This window comes from Pseudomonas sp. Leaf48, from assembly GCF_001421885.1.
Classification (GTDB): Bacteria; Pseudomonadota; Gammaproteobacteria; order Pseudomonadales; family Pseudomonadaceae; genus Aquipseudomonas.
In genome coordinates, this window is the sequence record NZ_LMLH01000014.1 from 84666 (window position 1) to 103968 (window position 19303).

Below are 19303 nucleotides of genomic sequence, written 5' to 3' on the forward strand. Positions count from 1 at the left end.
TGCAGATACAAGCGCAGCACCCGCTTACATCGGTAACCCTGCTCGCCCAGCGCTGCCGGGCTGCGCGTCGACTAACCGCTAGGTCTGCCGCATGTGCTCGATGGCCGTGATCTGTGGGTGCCGCGACCCGATTCCACCCGGGTCGCGGCTATTTTCAGGCTGACGTGACGATCACTTGAGGTCGAAGCGATCCAGATTCATCACCTTCGTCCACGCAGCCACGAAGTCATTGACGAACTTCTGCTGCGCATCGGCACTGGCATAGACTTCGGCCAGGGCGCGCAACTGCGCGTTGGAGCCGAAGACCAGGTCAACCCGGGTGGCCGTCCACTTCACCGCGCCGGTTTTGCGATCGCGCCCTTCGAACTCCTGCCGGGCGTCCGAGGTCGGCTTCCACTCCACGCCCATGTCGAGCAGGTTGGTGAAGAAGTCGTTGGTCAAGGATTCCGGACGCGAGGTAAACACGCCATGTTTGCTTTGCCCGGCATTGGCGTTCAACACGCGCAGGCCGCCGAGCAACACGGTCATCTCCGGTGCGGTGAGCGTCAGCAGTTGTGCCTTGTCGATCAGCAGATTCTCGGCCGGTACGCGATATTGCTGTTTGAGGTAGTTGCGGAAACCGTCGGCAATCGGCTCGAGGAAGCCGAAGGAATCGACATCCGTCTGCTCCTGGCTGGCATCGGCGCGGCCCGCAGTGAACGGCACCGTCACACTCTGGCCGGCGTTTTTCGCGGCCTGTTCGACACCCGCACAACCGGCCAGCACGATCAGGTCAGCCAGGGAGACTTTCTTGCCGCCGCTTTGCGCTCCGTTGAACTCGTTCTGGATGCCTTCGAGTTTGGCCAGCACATTCGCCAATTGATCCGGCTGGTTGGCCGCCCAGGATTTCTGCGGCGCCAGGCGCAGGCGACCACCGTTGGCACCACCGCGCTTGTCCGAACCACGGAACGTCGAAGCCGCCGCCCATGCGGTCGACACCAGTTGCCCGACCGACAGGCCAGAGGCCAACAGCTTGCTCTTGAGCGCAGTGACGTCACTGTCATTGACCAGTGCATGATCGACACGTGGGATCGGGTCTTGCCACAGCAGCTCTTCGGCCGGCATTTCCGGACCCAGGTAACGCGACAACGGCCCCATGTCACGGTGGATCAGCTTGTACCAGGCGCGGGCGAAGGCGTCGGCCAACTGGTCCGGGTTCTCCAGGAAGCGCCGCGAAATCGGCTCATAGATCGGGTCGAAACGCAGGGCCAGGTCGGAGGTGAGCATGGTTGGGTTACGACGTTTGGCAGGATCAAAGGCATCGGGAATGATGCCGGCGCCGGCGCCGTTTTTCGGGGTCCACTGATGCGCACCGGCCGGGCTTTTGGTCAGCTCCCACTCGAAGCCGAACAGGTTCTCCAGGTAGTTGTTGCTCCATTTGGTCGGTGTGGTAGTCCAGGTAACTTCCAGGCCGCTGGTGATGGTGTCGGGGCCTTTACCGCTGCCAAAGGTACTCTTCCAGCCCAGGCCCTGCTGTTCCAGGCCGGCGGCTTCGGGCTCAGCCCCGACGTTGTCGGCAGGCCCGGCACCGTGGGTCTTGCCAAAGGCGTGGCCGCCGGCGATCAGCGCCACGGTTTCCTCGTCGTTCATGGCCATGCGGCCGAAGGTTTCGCGGATATCCAGGGCTGAGGCGCGCGGGTCCGGCTGACCTTCCGGGCCTTCCGGGTTGACGTAGATCAGGCCCATCTGCACAGCGGCAAGGGGGTTTTCCAGATTGCGGCCATCTTCGGTACGGCTGTCTTCGTTCCTGCCAGGCTCTGCCACGAGCGGGACATCGCCCGGTGGCTGCACGGGTTTGCTGTCATCTTTGCCGTAACGGCTGTCGCCACCCAGCCACTTGTTTTCCGAACCCCAGTAAACATCTTCGTCCGGTTCCCAGACATCCGGACGGCCACCGGAAAAACCAAAGGTCTTGAAGCCCATGGACTCAAGCGCGACGTTACCGGTCAGGACGAGCAGGTCAGCCCAGGAAATCTTGTTGCCGTATTTTTGCTTGATCGGCCAAAGCAGCCGGCGCGCCTTGTCCAGGCTGACGTTATCCGGCCAGCTATTGAGTGGTGCAAAGCGTTGCTGCCCGGAACCGGCGCCGCCACGGCCGTCGCCCGTGCGATAGGTGCCTGCGCTGTGCCAGGCCATGCGAACAAACAAAGGCCCATAGTGGCCGAAGTCGGCTGGCCACCAGTCCTGGGAGTCGGTCATCAGCGCCGTCAGGTCTTGTTTGAGCGCTTGAAAGTCGAGACTTTTGAACGCCTGCGCATAGTTGAATTCGCCGCCAAGCGGGTCAGACTTGGGCGAGTGCTGGCTCAGGATTTTCAGGTTCAGTTGATTCGGCCACCAGTCGCGGTTCGTCGTGCCACCACCAGCGGCGTGATTGAACGGGCATTTCGATTCGGTTGACATGGCATCTCCTCATTATTGTGTGATCAGCTAACCACCCTTGAGCGTGGATCCGGAGTACCGATTAATGAAATAGCTTTTCGACATGGGATCCATAGCCTTAAGGCTATGACGGCTCCGTGATCAGTCACTCCAGACCATCCATTAAAGTACCGGTCGGGGAAACTGTCGCTTCACCATGGAAGATTGCTGATAAAAGCCCTGTTGCGCCCACTCGGCGAATGAAAGCCCTCCAACGAGAAAATGCTGGCAAACAAAGGGGAAGTTTGCGCAAAAAGTGCCACACTCAAGGCAATCATTGCTGCAGGGATGTTGGCGAAAAGCAAAGCAGGACGCGCGCGAGGCCGCCATGGTTCTAAAAGCCGTTGTCCTCTGGGTGTTGCTGTCGATTGTCGTCGTCGCCGTGCTTTGTCGGCTGGTTCACAATGCCAAGGTCGCGGACCGGGCGCTGAAGAGACAGGCACTGGAGCGAAAACCCGTAGACCCGGGCTTGACCGACAGGCTTGGCCACCCGGTGTCGCGCAGCGCTCACGACGATCCGGACGGCTTGCGCGATAAGAACGAACCGGATTAAACCCGCCATAAAAAAACCCGGCTTTCAGCCGGGTTTTTTATTCATTTCAACAGCACTTCGGTCCGGCTTTGCTGCCGTAACGGGCTTCCTGGCGCTCGCGAAAGAACGCCTCGTAGTCCATCACCGGCTGGTCCGGGTGTTTGCCCTGCATGTGCTCGACGTAGTTGTCATAGTCAGGCATGCCGACCATCAGGCGCGCGGCCTGACCGAGGTATTTACCGAGGCGACTCAGGTCATTGAACATGCTTAAACCCTCGGATCACGCTTGCGGCACAGTCTGGTAAGGCGCTTCTTTATCCGTACGCTCTTTAGTACCCCAGGCGGCAATGCCGACCTTGAGCGCAAAGAACAGGATGCTGAACACCACGAACAGGAACAATGCAGTCAGCGTTGCGTTGGTGTAGGCGTTGAAGATCACGTGCTGCATCTGATCAATGCTCTTGGCCGGCGCGAGGACCTGACCGTTGGCCAAGGCGTCGCTGTACTTCTTGGCCAGGGCCAGGAAACCGATTGCCGGGTTGGCGTCGAACAGCTTGATGAAGCCCGCCGTCGTGGTGCAGATCAGCAGCCATACCGCCGGCAGCAAGGTCACCCACACATACCGCTGGCGCTTCATCTTGATCAGCACAACAGTGCCGAGCATCAGCGCGATCCCGGCCAGCATCTGGTTGGAGATGCCGAACAGCGGCCACAAGGTGTTGATCCCGCCCAGCGGATCGATCACGCCCTGGTACAGCAGATAGCCCCACATCGCCACACAACCGGCGGTGGCGATCAGGTTGGCGGTCCAGGATTCGGTACGTTTCAGGGAAGGCACGAAGGAACCGAGCAGGTCCTGGAGCATGAAACGCCCGGCGCGGGTACCGGCGTCGACAGCGGTGAGGATAAACAGCGCCTCAAACAGGATCGCGAAGTGGTACCAGAACGCCATGGTGTTTTCACCCGGCAGAAGCTGGTGCAGGATCTGCGCGATACCCACCGCCAGGGTCGGCGCGCCGCCGGCACGGGCCAGGATGGTGGTTTCACCGATGTCGTGGGCTACGGCTTGCAGCGCCTCCGGGGTGATGGCAAAGCCCCAGCTGCTGACGGTTTGCGCAACAGTCACGGCGTCAGCGCCGACTACCGCAGCCGGGCTGTTCATGGCGAAATACACGCCCGGATCGATCACCGAGGCCGCGACCATGGCCATGATCGCCACGAACGATTCCATCAGCATGCCGCCATAACCGATGTAACGGGCATGCCCTTCATTGGCGAGTAATTTCGGCGTGGTGCCGGAAGCGATCAGCGCATGGAAACCCGAGACCGCGCCACAGGCAATGGTGATGAACAGGAACGGGAACAGGCCGCCCTTCCACACCGGACCGGTGCCGTCGATGAACTGGGTCAACGCTGGCATTTTCAGCTCGGGCATGGTCACCAGGATGCCGATGGCCAGGGCGACGATGGTGCCGATCTTGAGGAAGGTAGAGAGATAGTCACGGGGCGCCAGGATCAGCCACACCGGCAATACCGCTGCCACGAAACCGTAGCCGATCAGCATCCAGGTGATCTGGATTCCGGTAAAGGTAAAGGCCTTGGCCCACACCGGATCGGCAGCAATCTGCCCGCCCAGCCAGATCGAACCGAGCAGCAACAGCACGCCGATCACCGAGATCTCACCAATGCGGCCCGGGCGGATGTAGCGCATGTAGATGCCCATGAACATCGCGATCGGGATAGTCGCCATTACCGTGAAAATACCCCACGGGCTTTCGGCCAGGGCCTTGACCACGATCAGCGCCAGCACCGCAAGGATGATGATCATGATCAGGAAGCAGCCGAACAGCGCGATGGTACCGGGAATGCGGCCCATTTCTTCACGGACCATGTCACCCAGGGAGCGACCGCTGCGGCGGGTCGACAGGAACAGGACCATGAAATCCTGCACCGCACCGGCCAACACTACCCCGGCGATCAGCCACAGGGTACCGGGCAGATAGCCCATTTGCGCGGCCAGCACCGGACCGACCAGCGGGCCCGCGCCGGCAATGGCGGCGAAGTGGTGACCGAACAGCACGTGCTTGTTGGTCGGCACGTAGTCCAGGCCATCGTTGTTGAGCACGGCGGGAGTGGCGCGATTGGGGTCCAGCTGCATCACTTTGTTGGCGATAAACAGGCTGTAGTAGCGGTAGGCAACGAGGTAGATAGCGACGGCTGCAACGACGATCCACAAGGCGTTGATCGCTTCGCCGCGGCGCAGGGCCACGACACTCAGCGCAATCGCTCCCAGGACAGCCACGGCAAACCAGGCAAGGTGTTTAGCCAGACGGGGCATAGCGGGTCTCCTGCCACAGCCTGTGAACTGTGGCGGTAATTTTTATAATTGTGTCCGCGGAGCGGAGCTGGCCCAATATCCGCGCATGCCGTCAACAAATAAATCCGCGTTACTACGTACGTGGCGTCTACGTAGTACTACGTAGACGCCATCCCCTGTGGGCCCATCCCCGATCAAATTGTGGGAGCGGGCTTGCTCGCGAAAGCGGTGGATCAGTCACTATTGATGTCAACTGACACACCGCTTTCGCGAGCAAGCCCGCTCCCACATTGGTTTTGCATTTCAACAGACCAATATTCAGGCCGCCGGTCATTCCGTCCAGCAACGCTACTGGCCGAACGCCTCTTTGGCATATGATCCCGAGCCTTCGCGCGGGCAGGAATGAACATGCAGCTCAAACACAAAATCGTCGCCCTCGGCATTCTGCCGCTGGTGCTGGCCATTGCCGTCATCTGCGCCCTGGTGATTTCCCTCAACCGCCAACTGGGTGATCAACAGGCGCAACTGATCGAAGACAGCATTCTGGCGAGCAAGCGCGCCGAACTAAAAAACTACGTGGAAATGGCGCAAAGCCTGATCGCCCCCCTGTACGACGACGGCCACGGTGACGCCCGCGCCCAGCAACAAGTGCTGGAAGAACTGCGCAAGCTCAGCTTCGGCATCAACGGCTACTTCTTCGTCTATGACCACGAAGGCCGCAGCCTGATGCACGCGCGGCAATCGGAGCTGGTGGGCCAATACCTGTGGGACATGAAAGACCCCCACGGCCTGCCGGTGATTCAGGCGCTGCTGCAAAGCGCGAAATCGGGCGAAGGCTTCCAGCGCTACGCCTGGAACAAGCCCTCCTCCGGCCAGGTGACCGACAAGCTCGCCTACGTGGTGATGCTCGATCGCTGGGGCTGGATGCTCGGCACCGGCATCTACCTCGAAGACGTCGAGCGCGCCACCCAGCAGGCCCGCGCCGAAGTGGCCATGGGCATCCGCAAGACCATGATGGCGATTGCCGTGGTCGCCCTGGTGGCGGTGCTGTTCGTCTTCGCCAGCGGCATGACCCTCAACGTCAGCGAACATCGCCTGGCCGACAAAAAACTGCAGCGCCTGACCCAGCGCATCGTCAGCCTGCAGGAAGAAGAACGCTCGCGCGTCTCCCGTGAACTGCACGACGGCATCAGTCAGGTGCTGGTGTCGATCAAATTCCAGTTCGAACTGGCCAGCCATCTGCTGGAACGCGGCCAACCCCACGACAAGGGCTTGAGCACACTCAAAGACGCCACCGAGCGTCTGGGCGATGCCATCGGCGAAGTCCGCAGTCTCTCCCACGACCTGCGCTCCTCCCTGCTCGACACCCTCGGCCTGTCCGCGGCCATCGGCCAACTGGCCGCGGAATTCGAGCAGCGCAGCGGGCTGACCGTGACCTATGACGAAAATGAATTCGACTGCCAACTGGTCGACGGCGCGGCGGTTTCGCTGTTCCGCATCGTCCAGGAAGGCCTGACCAACATCGAACGCCATGCCCGGGCAAAGAACGTTTCCATTACCCTGCGCGGCTGCGATAAAAACGTACGGCTAACCGTGGTCGACGACGGCATCGGTTTCAACGTCGCCCAAGTCGAGCGTTTGCACGCCGGTATCGGCCTGCGCAACATCCGCGAGCGAGTCGCGCATTTTGGCGGGCGCTTCGAGCTGATCTCGATGCCCGGAAGAAGTGAGCTGGACGTGCTGTTGCCGATGACACCGCCCGCCACGAAACGCTGAGCCGGCCCACAACAAGAGTGAATACCTGCATGAACCTGCCCTCCCCGATCCGCGTCGCCCTGGTCGACGATCACTCCCTGGTCCGCGACGGGATCAAGGCGCTGCTGGCCGTCATGGACTTTCTGCAAGTGGTGGGCGAAGCCGAAAACGGCGCCGAGGCAATCGAGATGGTCGGACGCTGCCAGCCGGACCTGCTGCTGGTCGACATCAGCCTGCCAGACATGAACGGCCTGGAGCTGACCCGGGTGCTGCGCAGCCAATACCCCGCCCTCAAGGTGCTGGTGCTGAGCATGTACGACAATTACGAGTACGTCAGTGAGTCGCTGCGCTCGGGTGCCAGCGGCTACGTGTTGAAGAACGCCCCCTCACGGGAAATCATCGCCGCCATCGAAGCCATCACCAGCGGCGGGACCTTCTACAGCGCCGAAATCGCCCAACGGCTGATCGCCGACAGGCATACCGACAACGAACTGACCCCGAGGGAAAGCCAGGTGCTGTCGAAGATGGCCCAAGGGCTGAACAACAAGGAAATGGCCCGGGAACTGGACATCAGCGTCCGCACGGTAGAGACACACCGCTTGAGCATCCGGCGCAAGCTCAACATCGACAAGCCTGCGGCGCTGGTCAAATACGCCATCGATCATGGCCTCATCTCCCGATAACACCCCGAATCCTGTATCCACTACAAAACCTGTGGGAGCGGGCTTGCTCGCGAAGGTGATGTGTCAGTCGACAACATTGCTGGCTAAGCCGACGCCTTCGCGAGCAAGCCCACTCCCACAAGGGGGTGACCAATCACCCATTGACCGCATCGATAGTCACCATCATCTCAATGAAGTTCTCTTAAAAAATCCCCGGCGTAACATCTGCTCCATACCAACCCATAAACACCCCGGAGCACACGATCATGAAACGCCAGACCCTCCTCAGCATCGCTTTCTCGGTTTTCGCAGTTAACGCTTTTGCCGCTACCTCTGCTCAACCTGTGGTCGCTGAAGGCGGCTCGGATCGTCTGATTGAAAGCCGTGTGGCCGAGGGTGGTTCCGATCGCCTGATCGAGAATCGTGTGGCTGAAGGTGGTTCGGATCGCCTGCTGGAAAAACGTGTCGCTGAAGGTGGCTCTGACAAACTGCTGCAGAACCGCGTCGCTGAAGGTGGTTCCGACAAGCTCCTGCAAAACCGCGTCGCTGAAGGTGGTTCCGACAAGCTCCTGCAGAACCGCGTGGCTGAGGGTGGCTCCGACAAGCTSCTGCARAACCGCGTCGCTGAAGGTGGTTCCGACAAGCTCCTGCAGAACCGCGTCGCTGAAGGTGGTTCCGACAAGCTCCTGCAGAACCGCGTCGCTGAAGGTGGTTCGGATCGTCTGATCCAGAACCGCAGTGCCTGATTAAGTTGCTCTACTACCGCCCCACAAAAAAACCGGCCTGATCAGCCGGTTTTTTTTGTAATGGTCAACCTGACGGAACCCGGAAATCCTCAGGCCAGGCTCGGGGCAGTCTCAGCGCTGCTGGCACGCTCAGTATCCAGCAGTACATCCAGCGTCGTAAGAAACAGGTCATGACTCAAAATACCGGTGCACACCGTAAATAGAATCTGTCTCCCGGTCGCATCCTTAATAGTGACCATTTCACTCCACTTATTTAGATCAACTGTGGAGAGTGTCGATAGCGGAATTTTACTACCCTCAACGTCCAGGCACTCACCTGTGAAAATGATTGGCTGGGTAGTGATACTCAAGAAGTCGCCCCCGACTCGTTTGCGCCAGGCCATCTACCAAAATCAAATAACGACTATTTTATTTTTAAAGAAACCAACAGGCCAATGACCGGAATAATATGATCTAACTATTGTCAACCATCGATCACCAAGCCCGCGGCGAAGCTTGAGCTTTTCCACCTTGTTCGATCAGGTGAAAGAAGCACGGCGAGCAGACCCCGATTACCTGACCCAGGGTGACTGGCAAACCGATCTGAAGTCATCCGACTGGGATCTGACCCTCACCCTGGCTGCCCAGGGCCTGGCTCGACAGAGCAAGGACCTGATGCTCGTCGCCTGGCTCAGCGAAGCCCTGGCGCACAAGTACCATTTCACCGGTATCACCTTTGGCCTGACCCTGGCCGAACGCATACTGGACAATTTCTGGGCCGGCCTTTTCCCTTCCCTCGAGGATGGGGTCGATGAACGCGCTGCCCGCCTGGCGTGGATGAAAACGACCCTGGCGGAGGTGGTGGGTGGATTGCCCATCACCCAAGGCCAGCAGTACGGCCTGCTGCGTTATGACGAATCCCGGCACGTCGAAAACCTGGCGTTGCAAAACCCCCAGGCCATGCGTGCCGCCCTCGACGAAGGCAAGATCAATGCCGAGGTGTTTCAGCGTTCGGTGGTGCTGACCGACTCCGATCACCTGCGCCTCAAGGCCGGCGAAATAGCCGCCAGCCTCAATGCGTGCCAGCAGTTGCAGAACACCGCTGACAGGCTGTTCGGCCCTGACGCACCTAGCTTTGCCGGACTCAATGACATGTTGTCCCGCGCAGGACAACTGGCCGAAAAACTGCTCAAGGATCGGGGTATCGAACTGCACCCCGCCCCTGCCGCTGCCTCCCTGGCTGAACCTGAAAGCGCTGGCGCACAACCCACAGGTGCTGCAATGAACCAGATCCCCCAAGACCGTTCAGCCGCGCCGCTGCGCACCACGCCGCAGTCGCGCGATGAAGCGTTCACCCTGCTGGCGGGTATTGCGCAATTCTTCAAACAGACCGAGCCCCAAAGCCCCGTGCCCTACCTGATCGAACGCGCCATCAAGTGGGGCAACATGCCGCTCGAGGGTTGGCTGAACGATGTGATCAAAGACAGCAATGTAGTAGACAATATCCGCGACGTACTGGGGACCAGGGACGCGAAGTCCTGAGCGGCCGCCGGCGCGCATTGATCGCCATGGCCCGCGACGGTGGGCACCTGCTAATGTGTCATCCGAGGCCATCACAACGTCGGGTTGTGGTGGCCTTTTTTCTGCTGCGTGTAAGATAACTTTTACAACAGCTTCCTCAAATTCCGGTTTAATGCTAAATAGTGCTCAGTATTTTTAACACCCGACACTGTCATGTCACACAGTGCAACGAGAATAACGATATGAAAGTCCTTTTCGAGAAACGTGAAGCGCCAGCACCCCTCCACCTGCACCCGGCGGTGACAGCATGATCGAAGTTACCGAAGTTTCCATTGCCCAACTGCGTGCCGCTCTCGAGTCCGGGCAGACCACCTCGGTTGAACTGGTCCAGGCCTATCTGGCCCGGATCGATGCCTATGACGGCGCCGATACGTCCACCGCTCTCAACGCCGTGGTAGTGCGCAATCCCGAGGCGCTGAAGGAAGCGCAGGCCTCTGACGCCCGTCGGGCCAAGGGCGAGACGCTCGGGCCCCTCGATGGCATTCCGTACACGGCCAAGGACAGCTACCTGGTCAAGGGCCTGACCGCCGCTTCGGGCAGCCCGGCTTTCAAGGACCTGATCGCCTATCGCGACGCCTTCACCATCGAGCGCCTGCGCGGTGCCGGGGCGATCTGCCTGGGCAAGACCAATATGCCACCGATGGCCAATGGCGGTATGCAGCGCGGTGTCTACGGCCGCGCCGAGAGCCCGTACAACGCTGATTATCTCACCGCGCCTTTCGCCTCGGGTTCGTCGAACGGTGCGGGAACGGCCACCGCTGCCAGCTTCGCCGCCTTCGGCCTGGCCGAAGAAACCTGGTCCAGTGGTCGTGGCCCTGCCTCCAACAATGGCCTGTGCGCTTATACCCCTTCGCGCGGGGTGATCTCGGTGCGCGGCAACTGGCCGTTGACGCCGACCATGGACGTGGTCGTGCCCTTTGCCCGGACCATGGCGGACCTGCTCGAAGTGCTCGACGTGGTGGTGGCGGACGATCCGGACACCCGCGGCGATCTGTGGCGCCTGCAACCCTGGGTGCCGATCCCGAGTTCTTCCTCGGTACGCCCCGCTTCTTACACCGCGCTGGCAGCGAACAGCGAGGCACTGGCCGGCAAGCGCTTCGGTGTCCCGCGCATGTACATCAATGCCGACCCTGAGGCCGGCACCTGCGAAGCACCGGGCATCGGCGGCCCCACCGGCCAGCGCATCCATACCCGGCCTTCGGTGATCGGGCTCTGGGAGCAGGCGCGCAAGGCACTCGAAGCCGCGGGCGCCGAGGTGCTGGAAGTCGACTTCCCGCTGGTGTCCAATTGCGAGGGTGACCGCCCTGGCGCACCGACCGTGTTCAATCGCGGCCTGGTGTCCAAGGAGTTCCTGCACCATGAGCTATGGGACCTGACGGCCTGGGCGTTCGATGATTTCCTGCAGGCCAACGGCGATCCAAAACTCAACCGTCTGGTCGACGTCGACGGTCCGCAGATTTTCCCTCACGACCCGGGCACCCTGCCCAACCGTGAAGGCGACCTGGCCGCCGGCATGGACGAATACGTGCGCATGGCCGAGCGCGGCATTACGCCCTGGGACCAGATCAGCACGGTGCCGGACGGACTGCGCGGGCTCGAACAGACCCGTCGCATCGATCTGGAAGAATGGATGGACCGGCTGGGGCTCGATGCGGTGATCTTCCCGACCGTAGCCGATGTTGGACCGGCGAATGCCGATGTCGATCCCAAATCCGCGGACATCGCCTGGAGTAACGGTGTGTGGGTCGCCAACGGCAACCTGGCCATCCGTCATCTGGGTGTTCCCACGGTGACCGTGCCAATGGGCGTCATGCCGGATATCGGCATGCCTGTGGGGCTGACCTTTGCGGGTCGCGCTTATGACGATTCGTCGTTGCTGCACCTGGCTTCGGCGTTCGAGTCGACCGGGAGCAAACGGCTGATCCCGCCGCGTACCCCGCCCCTTCAAGTCTAAACACACAAGCGAGCCTGTTCGCGAAAACCCGAAGACGCCGCGGGCATACAGGATGCCCGCGTTATCGTTCACGTCCATCGCGAGCAGGCTCGCTCCTACAAGGATTTGTGGCCTTGCGCAGATGTTGTGTCCGCAGCAAATCCATGTGGGAGCGGAGTTTCAGGGATCGACCTGGGCCATCAGTTCCGGGATCCATTCCGGCCGTTTTGCGTAGCGTTGCGCCAGCACCGCGCAGACCATCAGTTGGATCTGGTGGAACAGCATCAGCGGCAGGATCAGCACACCAATGGTGCTGCCGGCAAACAATACCTGCGCCATGGGCACACCGGTCGCCAGGCTCTTCTTCGAACCGCAGAAGAGAATGGTGATGCGGTCTTCCTGATTGAAGCCGAAGGCTTTGCCCAATCCGGCGGACGCCAGCAGCACCAGCCCCAGGACCACGCAACAAACCACCACCAGCCCCACCAGGTCCAGCAGCGGAATCTGCTGCCAAAGTCCCTCGATCACCGCCTCGCTGAAGGCGCCGTAAACCACCAGCAGAATCGAACCCTGATCGACGAACTTCAGCCAGTTCTTGTTGCGCGCTACCCAGTTGCCGATCCAACGCCGCGCGATCTGCCCGGCAATGAATGGCAGCAGCAATTGCACGCTGATCTTGAGGATCGCATCCAGGGTCGAGCCGCCATCGCCATGCACATCCAGCAGCAAGGTCACCAGTAACGGCGTGAGAAAGATCCCGAACAAACTGGACGCCGCCGCGCTGCAAATCGCCGCGGGGATGTTGCCACGCGCCAACGAGGTAAAGGCAATCGCCGACTGCACCGTGGCCGGCAGCGCGCAGAGGTACAGCATGCCCATGTACAAATCGTCGCCGATCAGTGGCGACAGCAACGGCTTGAGCGCCAGGCCAAGCAGCGGGAACAGCACAAAGGTCAGGCTGAACACCAGCAAATGCAGGCGCCAGTGCCCGGCACCGGCGATGATCGACTCGCGGGAAAGTTTGGCGCCGTGCAGGAAAAACAGCAGGGCGATGGCGCTGTTGGTCAGCCAGCCAAAGCCGACCGCGACCTGGCCGCTGGCGGGCAGCAGGCTGGCGAGCAGCACCACGCCGAGCAGGGTCAGGGTGAAGTTGTCAGGTAACAAGCGAGGGCGGGTCATGGGTTTGATCATCCGGGGTTGCCAGTACGTGAAAGCGACTCTAACGTGACAGGGAATTACCGACTAACGCCGAAGAGCCAGCAGATGCCGCCTAAAGGACATGACAAGAGTATCCGGCGCAGTATTCCCGGGCTGGCAAGCCTGCCACGCCCCTTGTACGGTCGCACTGAATCGCTGCCCAATCGCGCCCTGACCCGGCGTCACAGCCATCCATGGGTGCAGTTGTCCTATGCGATCCAGGGTGTGCTGGAAATCCAGACCGGTGTCGGGCGCTTTGTCGCACCACCGGCTCGGGCGGTGTGGATTCCGGCGGGCATGCCGCACCGGGTATTCAGCTCGCCGCGCACGGAGATGCGCAGCCTGTACATCGATTGCAGTGTCACGGCGTGGGCGGCGCCGCGCTGTCATGTGCTGGGGGTCAGCGACCTGCTGCGCGAGTTGATCCGGGCGTTCAGCCAGATCCCGGTGGAGTACGATCAAAGCGGCCCCCACGGGCGCCTGGCGCAGGTGATCCTGGATCAGTTGGCCGAGGCGCCGCAATTCGATTTGATGCTGCCCCTGCCCCAGGACAGTCGATTGAAACAGATCTATCAGAGCCTGGACCTGCATCCGGAACAGTCGACCACGCTCGGCCACTGGAGCGAGCAATTGGGCGTGACTGAAAAAACTCTCAGCCGACTGTTCCTGCGTGATACCGGACTGACATTCCGAGCGTGGCGCCAGCGCTTGCGCCTGTTGGGCGCGTTGACCCCGCTGGAGCAAGGACAACGGGTCACGGATGTGGCGTTGGCCTGTGGCTATGATTCAACTTCGGCGTTTATCGCGGCGTTCCGCCAGCAATTCGGCGAAACGCCGGGTGAGTTTTTTCGCTGAGCGCCCTGCACCCTACCTGTTTGTTGCCTGTCAGTACGCCATCGCAGGCAAGCTCGCTCCCACAAGGCGCGGCGTCGTCCACAGCATTCGTGCACAACGACATTCAACTGTGGGAGCGGGCTTGCTCGCGAAGAGGCTGCTACAGCCAGCATGTATGTTGACTGACACACCGCCATCGCGGGCAAGCCCGCTCCCACAGTTGATCAGTCTCAAACGCGAAATCTGTCTACACCCTTGCACCCGGACAAAATGAGCAATGCTTTTTTCAGTCCCGACCGACCGACTAAATTCCAGGCAAAAAAAATCCCGGGCAGCTGATGGACGCCCGGGATCTAAAAATGCATAAACCGTGGTGGTGAACGCGGCGCGAATATTACGGAACATTTCACACTGTAACAAGATATTTTTATTCACTATCTAGTTACTAATTCTTCCAACACCTTAAATATGCACAACTTTTCAAGAATGACCCTACATGAACCAGCGATACTCCCGCGCACTGATGTCGTTCATGAAGGCCAGATGATCCTGGCGCTTGTTTTCGCAATAGACGTCCACGAACTCCGCGCCCAAGCCTTCGCGCAGCTGCGCATGGCCTTGCATGGCCTGCACGGCCTCCAACATCTCCAGAGGGAAATCGATACCACTGCCCCGGTCTTCATTGAGGGGGACAATCGGTTCACGGCCGCTCTCCAGACCTTGCTCCAGCCCCACCAGAATGGCTGCCAGCACTAAATACGGGTTGGCATCGGCACCGGCCAGGCGATGCTCGACGCGCAGGTTTTTCAGGTCCGACTCCGGCACCCGCAAGCACGCATCGCGGTCTTCAAAGCCCCAACTGGCGCGGGACGCGGTGTTCACCGTACCGCTCAAGCGACGCAGTGCGTTATGGTTCGGCGCAAAAATCGGCATGCAATGCGGCAACACATCCAGGCAGCCGGCCACGGCGTGACGCAACGCTTGCTGGTCATTTGCTGCCAGCAGGTTGTTGCCCGCCCCGTCGTACAGGCTCACATGCACATGCATGCCGCTGCCGGGATGTTGCAGGTACGGCTTGGCCATGAAACTGGCGCGGTAGTGGTGCTTGAGGGCAACGCCGCGGGTACTGCGGCAAAACAGGGCCGCCCAGTCTGCGGCGCGCAGGCCGTCATCGAGATGGCCGAAATTGATTTCGAACTGGCCCGGACCGAGTTCGGCGGTGATCACCGTGGCATCGACGCCCTGGGCCCGCGCGGTCTCGACCATTTCATCGAGCACCGGGGCAAATCGGGTCAGGCGTTCGATGTGCATGTTCGGCTGATCATCGGCATCCCCGGTCAGCTCATCCCGGGGGAACTGCGGCAAGCCATCCTTCAACCGGCTATCGAACAGATAAAACTCCAGTTCGAACGCCACCACCGGGAAAATGCCTTTGCCACGCAGACGCGCCAGCACCTGGGCGAGGACTTCACGGGGTTCGAATTCAATCGGTTTTTCGGTGCCGTCGGAGGTGATCAGCATTTGCCCCAAGGGTTGTTTTTCCCAGCCCACGAGCTTGAGCGTGCCGGGCACCAGGCGCCGACGTGCATCCGGATCGCCGTCGTTGAAACAGTAATCACCGATCTTGAACAGGCCGCCCTGGGTGCCCAGCAACACGCAGTTCTGCGGCAACTTGAGGGCGCTGCCGGCAGCGACTTTTTCGAGCATTTCGATCGGGTAGCGCTTGCCGTAGAAATGCCCCGGAATGTCCAGGGCAATCAGATCGACATAACGCACGTCCGGGTGGCGGTGACGGAAGTTACGAACCTCGGCCAGCAGATCAGAGCACACAGCATCCATCTTTTTTATTCCTGGTTGTTTTCAGGTGTAAACCCAAAGCACGCGGGTCAGTTGGTCGCAAAGATTGCCGTAGCGACAGTGCGCATGACTGGCCAGCTGGAAGCTGTCGCCTGCGTGCAAGGTCACCGGTTCGTTGCCGTCGAGCCACAGGGTCAATTGCCCTTCCAGCACATAGCCACCCTGCTCGGAGCTGTCCTTCATGTGCCTGTCACCGCTGCTGGCTCCAGGCTCCAGCTGGCTTTCGAGCATGGAAAAAGACGCGCGCATCTTCGGCGAAACCATGATGTCGGTGATGCCGTCGGCGTAGTACAGCGTGCGACGCTCGTCGGGGCGCGTAACCCAGGACAGGGCCATGGGTTTGGGCAGGCTGTAGAAATAAGTGGTCGGTACACCCAGGGTTTCGCTGATGGCGGTCAAGTCCGCCACCGTGGGGCGCGACAGTCCGCGCTCGACCTGGGAGAGAAAACCGACGGAGCGACCGATTTTGTCCGCCAGCTCCTTCAAGGTGTACTTCTTGTGCTTGCGCAGGTCCTGGATCAGGATCGCCAGCGCGGAGATTTCTTCTTGCATGTCCATCAACTGTCCCTCAAATGCTGTCACGCAGCCGGTACCAGGCCTTGCCGATGGCTTCCAGCGGAGCGGCCAGGTATTTGCCGCCGGGAAAACGGCCGTTGCTCAATCCCTGATACAGGCCAAGCTCATCCGGCTGGCCCAATATCGCGTCGGACACCGCCCGCGCGGCGGCCAATGTCGGTAATACGCCATGCCCGGAGTAACCCTGCATCCAGTAAAGCTCGCCGCGTCGACCGATATCCGGTGTGCGCTTGAGGGTCAGGTCGATGTGCCCGCCCCAGGCGAATTCCAGTTTCACGCCGGCGAGCTGTGGGAACACCCTTTGCAGGAATGGCCGGGTCGCCGCCGCGATGTTTTTGGGCATCCCGCCCAGGTAGGTGCAACCACCGCCGAAGAGCAAGCGGTTGTCCGGTGTGCGACGGAAATAATCGAGGACAAACTGGTTGTCCGTGACGCACACATTATTCGGTAGCAGCGCCATGGCCTGGTCTTTTGTCAGCGGCGCGGTGGCGACCTGGTAGGTGCCGACCGGCAGCACACAGCTGGCCAGTTGCGGATCGAGCCGGTCGAGGTAGGCGTTGCAGGCCAGCACCAAGACATCGGCGCGGACCAGACCGCGCGGCGTCGACACGACAAACCGGCCGCCCTCTTCGCGGTAGTCCAGCGCCTTGCTTTGCTCGTGGATACGGCCACCGGCGCGCTCAATCGCATTCGCCAGGCCGAGGGCCAGTTTCAACGGGTTCAGGTGCCCGCCTTCGGGGTCGAACAGGCCCGCCTGATAGCGCTCACTGGCAACCCAATGGGGCAATTGGTGGCGTGGAATGAATTGCAGGCCATCGTGGCCCCACTTGTGGCTCGCCTCGTGTTGCCAGTCCGTCAGCAGGCCCACCCGGCGCGGCATGACCGACGTCCAGAGGTGACCGGGGCGATAGTCGCAATCGAAATCTTCGCGTCCGGGCAGGTCCCGCAATTCCCGCGCCGCCCAACGCATGCCGTCCCACAAGCGCCGCGCCCGCTCATGACCCAGCGCGGCTTCCAGCGGTGGCATGTCGCACGACCAACCGAGAATTGCTTGTCCGCCATTGCGGCCCGACGCGGCCCACGCCACCCGGCTGGCTTCCAGCACAGTCACGCGCTTGCCGGCCAGCGCCAGGCGCAAGGCCGTATGCAAGCCGCTGAAACCGGCGCCGATGATCAGCACTTCGGTGTCGTGCTCGCCCTCCAGCGCTGCTCGATGCACCAGGCGATCGGCACAGGTGTGAGCGTAATAGCTGGCGACATGCTGGGTGGATTGCTGAAACATAAGGGGTCGTGAATTTTTCTACTTATAATTTCATGAAAAAATACACGGTAAATTTCACACAAGCAATGTTTCCAGGCGCAAAAAAAATCCCGCCCAAGTTGGCCTGGGCGGGATTTCTTTATTTGAACCGCGTTAGCGGATCACTGCCACTGGCGGCTCAGGCCACAGGAATCATTGGATCGGCCGATGCCAGCGCAGTGGCACGGTCGGCTGCAGGCGGGTAGATCCATAGGGTGTTGATCTGGGTTTTCAGCGCCTTGGCCTCCTCCTTGATGAGCTTGACCTGACGGTCCCAGCCTTCGGTGTACACCGCGCCCCAGGCACCCAGGTCCAGACAGGTCACGTACTTGGGCTGGCTGTACGGCGTCGGGGCCACGCCGAGGATGTGTGCGGCCACGTTGTTACCGGCATGCCGACCCAGCGAAATGGCGTGCTGGCAGGTCATCAGGGCGAAGTTGCCGAACGAAATAACCCTGCTGGATATCGTCAAAGCCATCGACGGCCGCAAGTCCATTTTTGAATGCCGGGAGGTTCGCGGCCGTTGCGCGCTATTTGACGGTTCGCCACCGGAATGGGCGTTGGACGGCCCTTGTGCGATCAATGGCGCAATGATGGTGGCGAAGAAGCGCATGGAAGAAGCTCTCGCCCAGCAAACCATCCTCGACATTGCCAGAAAGGTCGGGCGCAAGGCCCCGCCGGAGTTCGGCGAGCGAGTGGAAAACTGGATGAATGATCGTCGAGACAGGAATAGCGCCAGCCAAGGCGCCCCGCTGATCCCGTTGACCGATATTGGCGAGTGATACTCAGAGGCAGTCGCGTACCGCTTTGCGCAGGTCTCCTGATTTTGCCCAAGGCGGCCCTTGGTACAGTGACACCCGGCTGCCATTTTTCGATTTCACGATATCGACAATTTCGTCAGCCGTGATCACGCTTGGCGCAGTGATCCTGTAGCCGTTGGAAATAGACGACTGGGTCGAGCCCGATACCTCATGCTGCCAGACAGGCAACACGCACGCTGCGTATTCCTTTGGCGGCTTCTCACTGAATTTATTCAAATTGGGCTCACCCGGCACCACCGACGCCGGCAACGAACACCCTGCCAGCAACGCCAGCACAACTCCCCCGATCAACACCCGCATGATGCTTCCCTTAAGTTCTGAAAAAATGTCCTGGAAAAATTGTAGCCCGTCGTTTACCGCGCGGCCATTGGCCAGAGCGAAATCAGAGGCCGACACTGTGACCGCTTCCCCCCGGATAGTTCCGTTCGTTCAGGTAGGCCATCCACCGCTCATACGCTTCATGCTGCCATTGAGTGACCCGCTCCCATTCCGGCCCGCTCAGTTGGTGGGCGCTGACCAGTTGCATCATTTGGGTCGTGGCAGCGTCAAGATCAACGATCAGCTCGTGGGCCCGGGCCCTGAAATCATCGGTAGTGCTCATTGGAAGTCGCCCCGCTCTGCTGATAAGCCGATACATGAGTAGGACAACGCAGTTTGCCCTTCGCCTTGGTTTTCCCGACCAAAGGTGGCGCAAACCCACCTGCTGAACACAACGCCCCATGGCGTAAAGCGGTCTAAAATTTCGGAACGTGAAAT

Annotated in this window: 15 protein-coding genes and 3 pseudogenes; 8 read left to right on the top strand and 10 right to left on the bottom strand. The window is 60.6% G+C overall.

Annotated elements, in window-relative coordinates:
- Positions 1 to 171 precede the first annotated feature (171 nt).
- On the bottom strand, positions 172 to 2439 hold the full coding sequence (gene katG / locus ASE98_RS12920) for a catalase/peroxidase HPI (RefSeq protein WP_060541752.1): 2268 nt from the start codon (positions 2437 to 2439) through the stop codon (positions 172 to 174).
- 346 nt (positions 2440 to 2785) lie between these two features.
- On the opposite strand from katG, the gene ASE98_RS25840 reads away from it, so the two are divergent.
- Positions 2786 to 3010 (top strand): hypothetical protein, encoded by a 225-nt coding sequence (locus ASE98_RS25840; protein ID WP_082457536.1) that lies wholly within the window; start codon positions 2786 to 2788, stop codon positions 3008 to 3010.
- A 46-nt stretch (positions 3011 to 3056) separates the two neighbouring features.
- Here the strand turns inward: ASE98_RS25840 and ASE98_RS12930 are convergent, their stop codons facing one another.
- Positions 3057 to 3254 carry a YbdD/YjiX family protein gene (locus ASE98_RS12930; RefSeq protein ID WP_060541754.1) on the bottom strand — a complete coding sequence of 66 codons (198 nt, stop codon included), beginning with the start codon at positions 3252 to 3254 and terminating at the stop codon, positions 3057 to 3059.
- A 15-nt stretch (positions 3255 to 3269) separates the two neighbouring features.
- Positions 3270 to 5327, bottom strand: a complete 2058-nt coding sequence (locus ASE98_RS12935) for a carbon starvation CstA family protein (RefSeq protein WP_060541755.1) — start codon at positions 5325 to 5327, stop codon at positions 3270 to 3272.
- 387 nt (positions 5328 to 5714) lie between these two features.
- On the opposite strand from ASE98_RS12935, the gene ASE98_RS12940 reads away from it, so the two are divergent.
- From ASE98_RS12940 to ASE98_RS12965, 5 genes and pseudogenes are all read left to right on the top strand, one after another.
- Entirely contained in the window at positions 5715 to 7082 is a 1368-nt protein-coding gene (locus ASE98_RS12940; protein ID WP_060541756.1) for a cache domain-containing protein, read from the top strand.
- A gap of 29 nt (positions 7083 to 7111) precedes the next feature.
- Positions 7112 to 7744, top strand: coding sequence for a response regulator (locus ASE98_RS12945; RefSeq protein WP_060541757.1), 633 nt, complete (start codon positions 7112 to 7114; stop codon positions 7742 to 7744).
- A 245-nt stretch (positions 7745 to 7989) separates the two neighbouring features.
- On the top strand, positions 7990 to 8469 hold the full coding sequence (locus tag ASE98_RS12950) for a hypothetical protein (RefSeq protein ID WP_060541758.1): 480 nt from the start codon (positions 7990 to 7992) through the stop codon (positions 8467 to 8469).
- 495 nt (positions 8470 to 8964) lie between these two features.
- Positions 8965 to 9990 (top strand): annotated as a pseudogene (gene tssA / locus ASE98_RS12960) (type VI secretion system protein TssA); the annotation flags it as partial.
- Between the two features lie 286 nt (positions 9991 to 10276).
- Complete coding sequence (locus ASE98_RS12965) at positions 10277 to 11983, top strand: amidase (RefSeq protein WP_060541761.1); 1707 nt, start codon at positions 10277 to 10279, stop codon at positions 11981 to 11983.
- Positions 11984 to 12142: 159 nt separating this feature from the next.
- On the opposite strand, the gene ASE98_RS12970 is transcribed toward ASE98_RS12965, so the two are convergent.
- Entirely contained in the window at positions 12143 to 13141 is a 999-nt protein-coding gene (locus tag ASE98_RS12970; RefSeq protein WP_060541794.1) for a bile acid:sodium symporter family protein, read from the bottom strand.
- Positions 13142 to 13225: 84 nt separating this feature from the next.
- Here ASE98_RS12970 and ASE98_RS12975 point away from each other — a divergent pair, with 84 nt between their 5' ends.
- The gene (locus ASE98_RS12975; protein WP_060541762.1) at positions 13226 to 14014 is read left to right on the top strand and encodes an AraC family transcriptional regulator; all 789 of its coding nucleotides are present in this window, start codon (positions 13226 to 13228) and stop codon (positions 14012 to 14014) included.
- Positions 14015 to 14485: 471 nt separating this feature from the next.
- Here ASE98_RS12975 and ASE98_RS12980 read toward each other — a convergent pair whose 3' ends face one another.
- The 4 genes and pseudogenes from ASE98_RS12980 to ASE98_RS12995 all read right to left on the bottom strand — a co-directional run.
- Positions 14486 to 15832, bottom strand: coding sequence for a glutamine synthetase family protein (locus tag ASE98_RS12980; RefSeq protein ID WP_060541763.1), 1347 nt, complete (start codon positions 15830 to 15832; stop codon positions 14486 to 14488).
- 21 nt (positions 15833 to 15853) lie between these two features.
- Complete coding sequence (locus ASE98_RS12985) at positions 15854 to 16408, bottom strand: helix-turn-helix domain-containing protein (RefSeq protein ID WP_060541764.1); 555 nt, start codon at positions 16406 to 16408, stop codon at positions 15854 to 15856.
- Positions 16409 to 16418: 10 nt separating this feature from the next.
- Positions 16419 to 17708, bottom strand: coding sequence for an NAD(P)/FAD-dependent oxidoreductase (locus ASE98_RS12990; RefSeq protein ID WP_060541765.1), 1290 nt, complete (start codon positions 17706 to 17708; stop codon positions 16419 to 16421).
- Positions 17709 to 17865: 157 nt separating this feature from the next.
- A pseudogene (locus ASE98_RS12995) lies at positions 17866 to 18168 on the bottom strand (NAD(P)/FAD-dependent oxidoreductase); the annotation flags it as partial.
- Here ASE98_RS12995 and ASE98_RS13000 point away from each other — a divergent pair.
- Positions 18158 to 18508 (top strand): annotated as a pseudogene (locus ASE98_RS13000) (Rrf2 family transcriptional regulator); the annotation flags it as partial. The pseudogenes ASE98_RS12995 and ASE98_RS13000 overlap by 11 nt on opposite strands.
- A 3-nt stretch (positions 18509 to 18511) precedes the next feature.
- On the opposite strand, the gene ASE98_RS13005 reads toward ASE98_RS13000, so the two are convergent.
- On the bottom strand, positions 18512 to 18847 hold the full coding sequence (locus tag ASE98_RS13005) for a hypothetical protein (protein ID WP_060541795.1): 336 nt from the start codon (positions 18845 to 18847) through the stop codon (positions 18512 to 18514).
- Positions 18848 to 18929: 82 nt separating this feature from the next.
- Positions 18930 to 19148, bottom strand: a complete 219-nt coding sequence (locus ASE98_RS13010) for a hypothetical protein (protein ID WP_060541796.1) — start codon at positions 19146 to 19148, stop codon at positions 18930 to 18932.
- Positions 19149 to 19303: the final 155 nt, after the last annotated feature.